The sequence below is a fragment of the Thiohalorhabdus sp. genome (genome assembly GCF_046545655.1).
GTDB lineage: Bacteria > Pseudomonadota > Gammaproteobacteria > Thiohalorhabdales > Thiohalorhabdaceae > Thiohalorhabdus.
In genome coordinates, this window is the sequence record NZ_JBKGZG010000029.1 from 19854 (window position 1) to 30404 (window position 10551).

14 protein-coding genes are annotated in these 10551 nt (G+C 71.7%); 5 read left to right on the forward strand and 9 right to left on the reverse strand.

Features of this window, described 5'->3' with window-relative positions; genetic code table 11:
• Positions 1-124: 124 nt before the first annotated feature.
• Genes bioD through ACLFRB_RS07870 form a run of 7 tightly spaced genes read right to left on the reverse strand, consistent with a single transcriptional unit; the run spans position 125 to position 5121 of the window.
• Positions 125-832, reverse strand: coding sequence for a dethiobiotin synthase (gene bioD, locus ACLFRB_RS07840; protein WP_411068460.1), 708 nt, complete (start codon positions 830-832; stop codon positions 125-127).
• Entirely contained in the window at positions 829-1512 is a 684-nt protein-coding gene (locus ACLFRB_RS07845; RefSeq protein WP_411068461.1) for a methyltransferase family protein, read from the reverse strand. Before ACLFRB_RS07845 ends, bioD begins: the two co-directional genes overlap by 4 nt.
• Positions 1497-2315 carry a methyltransferase domain-containing protein gene (locus ACLFRB_RS07850; protein WP_411068462.1) on the reverse strand — a complete coding sequence of 273 codons (819 nt, stop codon included), beginning with the start codon at positions 2313-2315 and terminating at the stop codon, positions 1497-1499. The genes ACLFRB_RS07845 and ACLFRB_RS07850 overlap by 16 nt, the downstream gene beginning before the upstream one ends.
• On the reverse strand, positions 2284-3030 hold the full coding sequence (locus ACLFRB_RS07855; RefSeq protein ID WP_411068463.1) for an alpha/beta fold hydrolase: 747 nt from the start codon (positions 3028-3030) through the stop codon (positions 2284-2286). The genes ACLFRB_RS07850 and ACLFRB_RS07855 overlap by 32 nt, the downstream gene beginning before the upstream one ends.
• Positions 3027-4202, reverse strand: a complete 1176-nt coding sequence (gene bioF / locus ACLFRB_RS07860) for an 8-amino-7-oxononanoate synthase (RefSeq protein WP_411068464.1) — start codon at positions 4200-4202, stop codon at positions 3027-3029. The genes ACLFRB_RS07855 and bioF overlap by 4 nt, the downstream gene beginning before the upstream one ends.
• Positions 4203-4206: 4 nt before the next feature.
• Positions 4207-4548 (reverse strand): tetratricopeptide repeat protein, encoded by a 342-nt coding sequence (locus ACLFRB_RS07865; RefSeq protein WP_411068465.1) that lies wholly within the window; start codon positions 4546-4548, stop codon positions 4207-4209.
• A gap of 24 nt (positions 4549-4572) precedes the next feature.
• Positions 4573-5121, reverse strand: a complete 549-nt coding sequence (locus ACLFRB_RS07870) for a hemerythrin domain-containing protein (protein WP_411068466.1) — start codon at positions 5119-5121, stop codon at positions 4573-4575.
• Positions 5122-5431: 310 nt separating this feature from the next.
• On the opposite strand from ACLFRB_RS07870, the gene ACLFRB_RS07875 reads away from it, so the two are divergent.
• Genes ACLFRB_RS07875 through ACLFRB_RS07885 form a run of 3 tightly spaced genes read left to right on the forward strand, consistent with a single transcriptional unit; the run spans position 5432 to position 7576 of the window.
• A complete protein-coding gene (locus tag ACLFRB_RS07875; RefSeq protein ID WP_411068467.1) occupies positions 5432-5758 on the forward strand; it encodes a c-type cytochrome in 327 nt (108 codons plus the stop codon).
• Between the two features lie 57 nt (positions 5759-5815).
• The gene (locus ACLFRB_RS07880; protein ID WP_411068468.1) at positions 5816-6202 is read left to right on the forward strand and encodes a c-type cytochrome; all 387 of its coding nucleotides are present in this window, start codon (positions 5816-5818) and stop codon (positions 6200-6202) included.
• A 54-nt stretch (positions 6203-6256) separates the two neighbouring features.
• A complete protein-coding gene (locus ACLFRB_RS07885) occupies positions 6257-7576 on the forward strand; it encodes an ABC transporter substrate-binding protein (RefSeq protein WP_411068469.1) in 1320 nt (439 codons plus the stop codon).
• A gap of 10 nt (positions 7577-7586) precedes the next feature.
• Here the strand turns inward: ACLFRB_RS07885 and ACLFRB_RS07890 are convergent, their stop codons facing one another.
• Both ACLFRB_RS07890 and ACLFRB_RS07895 read right to left on the reverse strand, forming a co-directional pair.
• Positions 7587-8447 carry an arsenite methyltransferase gene (locus ACLFRB_RS07890; protein WP_411068470.1) on the reverse strand — a complete coding sequence of 287 codons (861 nt, stop codon included), beginning with the start codon at positions 8445-8447 and terminating at the stop codon, positions 7587-7589.
• Complete coding sequence (locus ACLFRB_RS07895; protein WP_411068471.1) at positions 8440-8793, reverse strand: ArsR/SmtB family transcription factor; 354 nt, start codon at positions 8791-8793, stop codon at positions 8440-8442. The genes ACLFRB_RS07890 and ACLFRB_RS07895 overlap by 8 nt, the downstream gene beginning before the upstream one ends.
• A gap of 120 nt (positions 8794-8913) precedes the next feature.
• On the opposite strand from ACLFRB_RS07895, the gene ACLFRB_RS07900 reads away from it, so the two are divergent.
• Complete coding sequence (locus ACLFRB_RS07900; RefSeq protein ID WP_411068472.1) at positions 8914-9828, forward strand: carbohydrate ABC transporter permease; 915 nt, start codon at positions 8914-8916, stop codon at positions 9826-9828.
• On the forward strand, positions 9825-10551 hold a 727-nt coding region (locus ACLFRB_RS07905), incomplete at its 3' end, for a carbohydrate ABC transporter permease (RefSeq protein ID WP_411068473.1). The genes ACLFRB_RS07900 and ACLFRB_RS07905, both read left to right, overlap by 4 nt.

The following is a 10551-nucleotide window of genomic DNA, read 5'->3' on the forward strand; positions in this document are numbered from 1 at the left end:
TTGTTTTGTGGAGGTGCCGACCGGGGAAAGTGTAGGAGCGCACTTTAGTGCGCGAACAGAATCGGGCTCCGTACCATCGCCCGCTAAAGCGGGCTCCTACCCCTTGGGCCAGGTTCCTCCCCGCTCATTCCTCCCGGCCGATGCCGAAGGCCTCCACCAGGTCGGGCAGGTCCGGCTCCGCCTCGCCCTCGGCGGCGCGCGGCACCACCGCCACGGGCACGTCGGGGTGGAAGAAGCTGAGGGTGCGGCGGGTCTCCTCGGCGGGGACGGGCTCCTCGGCGCTGCGGTTGAGCACCAGGCCGGCCAGGGGGACCCCGGCGTCCTTCAGGCACCGCAGGGCGGTGAGGGTGTGGCTGAGGGTGCCCAGGTAGGTGCCCGCCACCAGCACGGCGGGCCATTGCAGGTTGCGCATCCAGTCCAGGAAGGTGGTGCTGTCGGTGAGCGGCACCATGACCCCGCCCACGCCCTCCGCCAGCACGCAGCCGTCGGTCTCCCCCTCCAGGCTCTCGCAGTAGCCCGTCAGCATCTGCAGGGACAGGATGCGCCCCGCCCGGTCCGCCGCCATGTGGGGCGCCATGGGCTCGGCGAAGCGCTCCAGGCACAGGCGCTGGTGGGCCGTCCAATCGTCGGGGTCGTAGCCGCAGGCCGTCAGCAGCTCCCGGCCGTCGGGGCTCCACAGGCGGCCCTGGTCGTCGGCCTCGCAGCCGCTGCTCACGGGCTTGGTGGCCTCCACCGCCTCGCCGCGTGCGCGCAGCTGGCGGGCGATGGCGGCGGTAACGTAGGTCTTGCCGATCTCGGTGCCGGTTCCGGTCACCACCAGGGTGCGCGTCATGCGTCCTCCTCGCCGTTGGCCCGGCGCATCAGCTCCTCCGCCTCGGCCGGGGTCAGGCGCCGCCCGGGCAGGGGCACCAGCCCCGGCACCCGCCGCCGATAGGCGCGGTAGGCGTCGCCGTAGGTCTCCATGAGCTTCCGCTCCTCCAGCCGGGAGCCGATCACCAGGTAGACGGTGATGGCCAGCGCCGTCAGGAACAGGGCCAGATCCAGGTTGCGGGTCCAGAGGATCACCAGGCCGAAGAAGTACCACGGATGGCGCACGTGGCGGTGGAAGCCCGACAGGTGCATGGGCTCCCAGGGCTCCACGCCGCCGTTGGTGATCTCCGGGTTGCGCCACTGGCGCAGGCCCAGGAAGTGGTCCATGTCGTAGGCCCGCAGGCTGGCCACGAACCCGGCCAGCGCCAGCAGCGCCGCCCCCTGGGCCAGCCACCAGGCCGGTCCCGACCACTGCAGCACCATGGGCCCGTCCAGGCTGAAGGTCAGCCACAGCGGCGGCACCAGCAGGAGCACCGCCAGCACATTGTAGGCCAGCCGGTAAACGCGGACCGCCCCGGGCCCCTGGCTCGCCGCCCACGCCTTGGGGCGGCGGGCGGCGAGCAGCGAGTGCACGGCGAAATAGCCCGCCCACAGGGCCACCAGCCCCAGGTAGGGGCCCGCCGCCCCTAGGAAGCCTTCCATCCCACCAGGTACCCCACGTTCCAGGTGACCGGCACCGGGCCCTCGGGGCGGCCGGTGGCCTCTCGGTAGGCGCGGCACAGGGCGCCCAGGTGGCGCCGCCCCCGCAGGCCCCGCGCCCGGCCGGGGTCCTTGGCCACGGCGCCCAGGCCCTTGAGGCAGCGCAGCACCTCCATGGGATCGGCGGCGCGGTCCACCTCGGGGGCGGGCCGGCACTCGCCGTGGGCCAGTCCCGCGGCGGTGACCGCCGCCGCGGCCTCGGGGGCCTCCAGGAAGGGCCCCACCCGGCCGGCGCCCGTCCCCCGCAGGGCGGCGTCCAGCTCCTCCAAAGTGCCGGCGAGCAGGGTGCTGGCCACCAGGAGACCGCCGGGACGCAGGACCCGCGCCACGCCGCGCAGGGTGGCCTCGAGGTCATTGGACCACTGGAGGGTCAGGGAGGATACCACCGCGTCGAAGGAGCCGGCGGCGAAGGGCAGCCGATCGGCGTCGCCGGTGACCGCCGGGTGTCCCGCCACCCGGCCCCGGCGGGTCATGGGGTGGGCCAGGTCCAGGGCGACCAGGGTACCGGGTGCCCCCGCGTCCCGCGCCAGGTCGCCGCCCACGTAGCCCGTCCCGCAGCCCAGGTCCAGGACCCGCTCCGCGCCCCCCGGAGCCAAGCGGCGGTAAAGGGCGGCCACCTCCGCGGCCACCCGGCGCTGGAGGTCCGCGTGGCGGTCGTAGGTGGCCGCCGCCCGGCCGAAGTCCCGGCGAACGGCGCGCTTGTCGAAGGGCGCCTCAGCGAGCGAGGTCTCGGGCGAATCCGGCAATCTGCTGCCCCGTTTCCTCGGGATGGGTGATCTGGGGGGCGTGGCCCGCCCCCCGGACGACGTGCGCGCGCACTTCGGGCCCGCAGCCCAGGAAGAACTCCACCGCGGCGGGGTCCACCACGGCGTCCCCGGAGCCGTGAAGCGCCAGCACGGGCAGGTCCAGGCGCGGCGGCTCCGCCGTGAGGTCCGCTTCCCCCAGCACCTCCAGCCACCCCGCCAGGACCGCAGGCGGGGTGCCTGTGGCCAGGAGCCGGTCGCGGGTGGCGGCCGGGGCCCACGCCGAGCGGGGGGCGCGGTCGCCCTGGAACTGCAGGGCGTAGAAGCGCCGCAGGGTGCCGGCGGGGTCCCGGTCCAGACCGTCGCGGAAGCGGTGGAAGACGGCGGGATCCAGCCCGGCGGGGTAAGTGGCGCGGGCCAGGAAGGAGGGCGGCGTGGCCAACAGCACGAGCCCGCGCGGCCGCACGGCGCCGGAGCGCACCGCCTCCAGCGCCACCAGGCCCCCCAGCGACCAGCCCAGGAGCAGGCCCCAGTCCCCGGCCAGGGCGTCCGCGGCGCCCTGCAGGTCCGGGCCGCCGGGCACCGCCTCCCCGTCGGCGCCGGCGTGGCCGGGCAGGGCGGTGCCGGTGAGCTCCACCCCCTCCGGCTGCAAACGCTCCCAGCAGGCCGGGGTGTGCCCCCAGCCGGCCACCGCCAGGGCGGGCAGGGCGGCGCTCACGGGGTCTCCGCGGCAGCCCGCCGCACCCAGGGCGCCAGGGCCCCGGCCAGGGCGTCCACGTCCGCCTCGCGGTGGGGGGCGCGCAGGGTGACGCGCAGGCGGGCCGTGCCCTCCGGCACGGTGGGCGGGCGGATGGCCTGCACCAGGTAGCCGGCGGCGGCGAGCGCCTCCTGGGCCGCCAGGGCGGCGCGGTCCTCGCCGAGGATGACCGGGACGATGGGGCTCTCCGGCGTGGGCAGGCCCAGGGCGTCGGCGAGGCGCCGGGCCAGGGTCAGGGGCCGGCGGCACAGGTCCGGGTCGGTGCGGATGCGGCGCAGGGCGGCGGTGTCGGCCGCCACCGTCGCCGGCGGCAGGGCGGTGGTGTAGATGAAGCTGCGCGCCCGGGTGCGGATCAGGTCGGCCACCTCCCGGGCGGCGCACAGGTAGCCGCCATAGCCGCCCACGGCCTTGGACAGGGTGCCCATCTGCAGGGGCACGGCGTCGGCGTCGAGGCCGGCGGCGGCGGTGCTGCCGGCGCCGCCGCCGAGCACGCCCACGCCGTGGGCGTCGTCGGTCAGGAGCCAGCAGTCGTGCTCCGCCGCCAGATCGGCCAGCTCGGCCAGGGGCGCCAGGTCGCCGTCCATGGAGAACACCCCGTCGGTCACCAGCAGGCAGTGGCGGTACCGGCCCCGGTAGCGCTCCAGGCGGGCCCGCAGGGCGGCGACGTCGGCGTGGGGGTAGCGCACCACCCGCGCCCCGGACAGGCGGGCGCCGTCCACCAGGCAGGCGTGGTTGAGCTTGTCGGCGAGGATCAGGTCGTGGCGGTCCACCAGGGCCGGGAGGATGCCCAGGTTGGCCAGGTAGCCGCTGCCGAAGACCACGGCGTCCCCGGTGCCCTTCAGGGCCGCCAGCTCCGCCTCCAGCTCGGCGTAGGGCGGGTGGTCGCCGGTGATCAGCCGGCTGGCGGCGCCGCCGCTGCCGTGCTCCGCCAGGGCCCGCTGGGCCGCGCGGGCCACCTCCGGGTCGCGGGCCAGGCCCAGGTAGTCGTTGGAGGAGAAGTCCAGCAGCTCCCGGCCCTGGCGCGCCACCACGCGCCCGTCGCCGGTGGCGGTGGCCACGGGCCGGCGCCGGCGGCCGGCGGCCTCCAGCTCGTCGAGGGTCCGGCGGGCGTGGTGACGTAGGGAGGCGGCCATGGTCTCAGCGGTTCCGCAGCGGTTTGCCCTTGTCCAGGCGCTTCAGGAACACCTCCATCTCCTTCTTGGCCTGGAGGTCGCCCCGCTCCTCCGCGTGGGCGATGCCCCGCTCCAGGGTGGCGCGGCAGGCTTCCGCGGCGCCCAGGGTGTCCTCGGCCTCGGCCAGGGCCTTGTAGGCGGCGGAGTAGGCGGGGTCCTGCTCCAGGCACTGCCGGAGGTGCTCCGCCGCCCGCTCCGGGTCCTCGTTGTGGAGGTACTCCAGACCGATGGAATAGCGCAGCAGGGGGCCGTCCTGGCCCTGCTCCAGCATCCCCAGGAAGGCGTTCAGCTTGTTGGTGGCGTCCATGCCGATTTCCCCGTGCGCGTCAGCCTATCTATTGTGCCGCACCCCGCGGCGTTGGGCCATGGCGGCGCCCAGGGCGCGGTGGTCCTCCGCGTCCAGAAGGCGGTCCGCCGCCGGGAGGAGGTGGGCGTTCTCCCGGCGCACATGGTCCAGCTGGCCGTCCCGGAAGCGCCGCGCCGCCGCCGTGTAGCGCTCCCTGTCCACGCTGCGACCGTTGCGCAGGGCCTCCAGCAGGGGCCGCAGCTCCCGCCAGCCCTCGTCCAGCGCCTCGTGCTCGGCGGTCAGCGCCCTCAGCAGGGCGGTGAGCTCCGGCGCCTCCGCGGGGCCGAGCCGCGGCCGGAGACGGGGAAGCAGGTCCTCCTCCTCGTCGGCGTGGTGGAGGGGCGCGGCCTGGTCGAAGTAGCGCAGCACTTGGCCGGCGCTCTCCCGTACCGGCCGGGCCGGGGGCTGCCCCTCCTCCAGGTGCTCGGCGATGCGCGCAGCCAGCCCGGCGAAGCGCTCCACACGGCCGTGGCAGGCGCGCAGCAGCGCCAGGGGATGATCGAAATCCGGCGCGGAGCCGTCGTCCAGGGACATGGCGGGCCTCCGGAAAATGGGGGTGACCGTTTGGATCGAGGTGTCGGAACAGGGTTCCCGGCCCCGCCAACACTAATCAAAAAAGTAGTAATGTAATAATTTAAAAATTGTCGTTTTCTCTAAGGTAAACAGATCCGCATATTGAGCTATTGCATGGGACTGTAAGGTTGTTGTTTGCTAAAAAAAGGTAATCAGGGTAACTTTACAACAAGTACAGAGTTGAATTCTGTTCATATCGATCCGCTTTTGTCCGGACTGTCCCGGCAAGCCGAAAGCGGAGGGTCTGGCAGGGCATAACACAGGAGCGGTCATGAGGCATGCAAGCGTCTGGCTGGGACTGGGGGCGGCTCTCGTGGCGGTAGGACCGGCTATGGCCCAGTCGCAGGGGGATCCCGTGGCGGGTGAGGACAAGGCCTACCAGTGCATGGGCTGCCATGGGGAGGCGGAGTATACCAACGCCTATCCCACCTACAACGTGCCCAAGGTAGGAGGGCAGCAGGCCCAGTACATCGTTTCGGCCCTGGAGGCCTACCAGAACGGGGACCGGGAGCACCCGACCATGCAGTCCCAGGCCCGGTCCCTTTCCGAGGAGGACATCCAGGACATCGCCGCCTTCTTCGCCCAGGGGGGCTCCTAGCGGGCTACTGGGGGCGACGGACTGCTTGATACCAATTCCGCGCGCGTGGAGGGGACCATGAAGCGTATCGGCATTGTACTGATGGGCCTGATGCTCGGCGGCGGGGCCGCAAGCGCCCTGGCCGAGGAGGGCCACTCGTCCGGGCCGGAGGATTCCGGGCTGACGGCCAAGGAGATCGTCCAGGAGGGCATCCCGGACAAGGGGGTGGCGGCCTGCCAGTCCTGCCACGGGGAGACCGGCGAAAGTTCCGTGCCAACGTACCCCGATCTGGCGGGGCAGTACGAATCCTACCTGAGCCACAGCCTGCGCGGCTACCGGGATGGGGAACGGGACGAGGAGACCATGAAGGAGCAGGCCAAGAACCTCACCGACCGCGAGATCGACGCCCTGGCCGGCTATTTCTCCTCCCAGCAGAACTCCCTCGCCATTCCCGGCTCCGAATAGCAGGGTCGCCCCGCGGGGTGGTGGGGCCCTGAGTGCCAGGGTTGGTAGGCGGCGATGGCGAGATTGACGGCCCGGGACCGTTTTCCGGGCCGTAGGGCCGTTGGGCTCCTCCTTCCGGTTGCCCTTCTCCTGCTCGCGGGCTGCGGCGGAGAGGAAGGAGAAGGCGGGGCGGTCCGGCTGGAGGCCTGGCACCATGCCGGGCGGGAGGCCGAGCGGACCACCATCCGGGAGCAGGTGGCGCGGTTCAACGCCCGGCACGAAGGCGAGATCCACATCGAGCTCACCCTCATCCCCGAGGGCTCCTACAACGCGCAGGTCCAGGCCGCCGCCCTGGCCGGGGATCTGCCGGACCTGCTGGAATTCGACGGCCCCAACCTCTACCAGTATGTGTGGCAGGGCAGCCTGCGGCCGGTGGGGCCCCTGCTGCCGGAGGCGGCCAAGGCCGACCTGCTGCCCTCCATCCGCGAGCAGGGCGCCTTCCGCGGCCGCCTGTATTCGGTGGGGGCCTACGATTCGGGCCTGGCCCTCTACGCCCGGCGCGGCCGCCTGGAAAGCATCGGCGCCCGCGTCCCGGAGGGCCCCGGCGAGGCCTGGAGCCTTGAGGAATTTCAAGGGGTCCTGGGCCGGCTTGCGGCGACCGACCCGGACGGCGCCGTGCTCGACCTGCACCTGAACTACGAGGGGGAATGGTTCCCCTACGCCTTAGCGCCGGTCCTGTGGTCCGCCGGTGGTGGCTTGGGGACCAGGCCCGATCCCGACCGGGCCCGCGGCGTGCTGGACAGCCCGGCATCGGTGGCGGCCATGGAGCGGCTCCAGGGCTGGATCGAGGCGGGCTACGTGGACCCCAACCTGGACGACGCCGCCTTCACCGAGGGCCGGGTGCCTTTGTCCTGGGGCGGCCACTGGAACTATCCGCGCTACAAAGAGGCGGCGGGGGAGGACCTGGTGGTGCTGCCCCTGCCCGACTTCGGCCGGGGCATGCGCACCGCACAGGGCTCGTGGAATTGGGGCATCACCCGCGACTGCCCGGACCCGGAGGCGGCCGGGCAGTTCCTGGCCTTCCTCCTGGAAACCGACGAGGTGCTGGCCATGACCCGCGCCAACGGCGCCGTGCCCGGCACCCGTTCTGCCCTGGAGCGATCCCGGCTCTATGGGCCGGACGGTCCCCTGCGCCTGCTCGCCGAGCAGCTGCAGGAGGGCTACGCGGTACCCCGCCCCAAGACTCCCGCCTACCCCGTGATCTCCACCATCTTCCAGAACGCCTTCGACGACATCCGCCACGGCATGGATGTCCGGACGGTGCTCGACCGGGCGGCGGCGGAGATCGACGCCGACCTCCGCGCCAACGAGGGCTATCGGTTCCCGGAGGAATAAGGCGGGGGCGTTACGCCCGGGCGGGCTTCACCGCCTCGATGGTGGCGGCAACCACATAGTCATCGACCCCGCGGCCGGGCGCCCAATCCCGGATGAATTCCCTGGATTCATCCTTGGGCTGAATGGCGACACCCGCGAATCCGGCGTCCCGGATCATTTCCTCCAGGTCCTCGATCAGCGAGGCATTGCCCATGCAGCCGGCGATCAGGCCCGGGTCTTCCCGGAGCTCCGGAGGCAGGGGGGTGCTGGCCACCACGTCGGAGATGGCCAGGCGCCCACCGGGCTTGAGGATCCGGTAGGCCTCGCGGAAGACGCGGGGCTTGTCGGAGGAAAGGTTGATGACGCAGTTGGATAGGATCACATCGGCGGTGTTGTCGGCCACCGGGAGGTACTCGATCTCGCCGAGGCGGAACGTCACGTTGGAATAGCCGCCCTTTTCCGCATTGGCCCGCGCCTTGGAAAGCATCTCGGGGGTCATGTCCACGCCGATCACCTGGCCGGACTCGCCGACTTCGTGGGCGGCCAGGAAGCAGTCGAACCCGCCCCCGGCGCCGAGATCGACCACCACTTCCCTGGGCTTCAGGGCCGCAATGGCTTTGGGGTTCCCGCAGCCCAGCCCCATGTCCGCCCCGGACGGCACCTGCTCCAGGTCCGAATCGCTGTAGCCCAGGCGCGTGGAAATCAAGGTGTTGATGGCATCGTCGTCGGATACCCCGCAGCAACCGGCCTCCGTGCCGGAGGAAACCCCCTCTTCATTGGCGCGGGCCACCTGCGCATAAGCGTCACGGACCAGGTCCTGGTGGGTGCTGTTTGCGTCCGGTTCGGCTTGGGGGGCCGGGCCACAGCATCCGGACTGCTTCTGGTTACTCATCTTCTTCCTCCGCTTCGGTCTGAAGTAGCGACGGATCGGCAAAGAATGCGGCCAGATCCGCAAGGATTGTGGGGTCCACCCAGCATTCGGTGCGCTTCCCCTTCCGGGCCATCCGCACCAGGCCCACCCGGTTCAGCTCCTTGAGGTGGTGGGAGAGGGTGGAGGGGGCAATGCCCAGCCCCTCCCCCAGATCCCCCACGCAGGCGCGGTAGGCCTCCGGGGTGGCGCAGGCCGTTCCCGGGGCGCAGCAGGAGGCCAGCCGCTGGAAAACGGCAAGCCGGTGGGGGTTGCCCAGGGCCTTGAACGCGGCGGCGAGCTGTTCGGGGCTGTATTCTTTATTCGACATATTTCGAACATTAGAACATTTCCGCCCCGGGCTCAAGCCGCCCCGGGTAGCGCCCGGTGCTTGCCTCGGCCAGGCGCGGAGCCCTCGGCGCGCCCGGCGCCTCTGCGCTATGTTTCCCGTATGGGCATACCCGACGCCTGGAAAGCATGGCTCGACCGCGAAGGCCCCGCCGCCTGGCTGCTGGCGGCGCCGGCCCTGTTCGGCCTGCTGGCCTTCGTGGCGCTGCCCTTCCTCCTGGCCCTGGCGCTGTCCTTCACCAGCCTGCGCATGGGCTCGCCCCTGCCCGTGGAATGGGAGGGCCTGGAACAGTACGCCCGCATTCTCTCCGATCCCGGCTTCCTCCACGCCCTGCGCAACAACGGGGTGTTCGCCGCCGTGGTGGTGCCGCTGCAGACCGGCTTGGCCCTGGGCCTGGCCCTGCTGCTCGACCGGCCCCTGCGCGGCATGGTGGTGTTCCGGACGCTGTTCTTCCTGCCCGTGGTGTTCCCCATGTCCCTGGTGGCGGTGGTGTGGATCCTCATCTACGCCCCCGGCCCGGACGGCCTCATGAACGCCGCGCTGGCCACGGTTACCTTCGGCGCCTGGCAGCCCGTGGACTTCCTCCACGATCCCCGCTGGGCGCTGCCGGCGCTCATGCTCCTGTCCATCTGGCAGGGGGTGGGCTTCCAGATGGTCATCCTGCTGGCCGCCCTGCAGGGGGTGCCGCAGACCCTGCACGAGGCCGCCCGGCTGGACGGCGCGGGGCCGGTGCGCCGCTTCTGGCACGTGAGCCTGCCGCAGCTGCGCAACCCGCTGATCTTCGTCGCCCTGGTCACCGCCATCCTCGCCTTCCGGCTGTTCGACCAGGTGCAGATCATGACCCGGGGCGGGCCGTTGGACGCCACCACCACGGTCATGTACGAGGCGGTCACCGCCGTGTTCGAGCGCCAGCAGGTGGCGCAGGGCGCCGCAATGACCGTGGTGTTCTTCCTGCTGGTGCTCGGGGTGACCCTGGTGCAGCGGACCCTGGTGCGCGAGGAGCGGGAGATCGAATGAGGGGGGTACGGAGGTGGCTGCAGGCCCTGCTGGTCTACGCGGTTCTGGCGTTCCTGGCGGCGGTGTACGTGGCGCCCATCGCCTTCATGGTGGTGGGCAGCTTAAAGCCGGACGCCCGGGTGCTGGCGGACATGGGCAGCGCGGCGGCCTTCTACCCGGCGCAGGCCTCCCTGGAGAACTATTCGGATGTCGTCGAGCGGGTGAGCTTCGGCCGCTTCCTGTTTAACTCGGTGCTCATCACCGGGTCCATCATGCTCGGCGGCCTGCTGGTGAACGGCTTCCTCGGCTACGCCCTGGCGCGGCTGCGCTGGCGGGGGAGGGGCTGGGTGCTCGCCGGGGTGCTGGCGCTGCTCATCCTGCCCCTGGAGGCCATCGCCGTGCCGCTGTTCTACCAGGTGACCGTCCTCGGCTGGCGGGACACCTACGTGGTGCAGATCCTGCCCTTCGTCGCCAACGCCTTCTTTATCTACCTGTTCTATGTCTTCTTCCTGGGGCTGCCCAAGGAGCTGGAAGAGGCGGCGCGCATGGACGGCGCCAGCGTACTCGGCACCTACTTCCGCATCATCCTTCCCAACGCCAAGCCGGCCTTCGCCACGGTCGCCATCCTCACCTTCCTGTTCCAGTGGGGCCAATACCTCTGGCCGCTGCTGGTCACCAGCGGCGAGCGTGTACGCCCCCTGCCCGTGGCCATCGCCGCCTTCCGCACCCTGCCGCCCCTGCAAT